Source organism: Paenibacillus sp. KS1 (assembly GCF_001680695.1).
In the GTDB taxonomy this organism is placed as follows: domain Bacteria; phylum Bacillota; class Bacilli; order Paenibacillales; family Paenibacillaceae; genus Paenibacillus_B; species Paenibacillus_B suaedae.
In genome coordinates this window covers 1-292 of record NZ_MAIS01000362.1, presented here as the reverse complement: position 1 = coordinate 292, position 292 = coordinate 1, and the positions used below count along the sequence as shown (strand labels likewise).

General features: G+C 50.0%; 1 pseudogene. It reads left to right on the top strand.

Annotation, left to right across the window (positions count from 1 at the left end):
• A pseudogene (locus BBG47_RS28680) lies at positions 1–292 on the top strand (sugar ABC transporter substrate-binding protein); the annotation flags it as partial.

Sequence of the window (292 nt, the reverse complement as noted above, 5' to 3'; positions counted from 1 at the left end):
CAAGCTGTTGATCGATTCGGATGGTTGGAAGGAAGCAATGAAGATGACGGCGGATGCCGTCCGCAATCATGCAGCCTATGCTCCTCCACCAATGGAGGAAGGAGAAGTACTTGATGGATACGATGATACTGACTTTGAGAAACATAGAGACTACGTGAAACAGTACAGCCGATCAAACGAGTTATTCTACATGGGTCAAGCGGCCATGACGATCCAAGCGCCATGGTTTGCGTCCTTTTTACGGGATATTCCCTACTACTCGAAGACACCGGAGATCGACTGGGGCATCGCG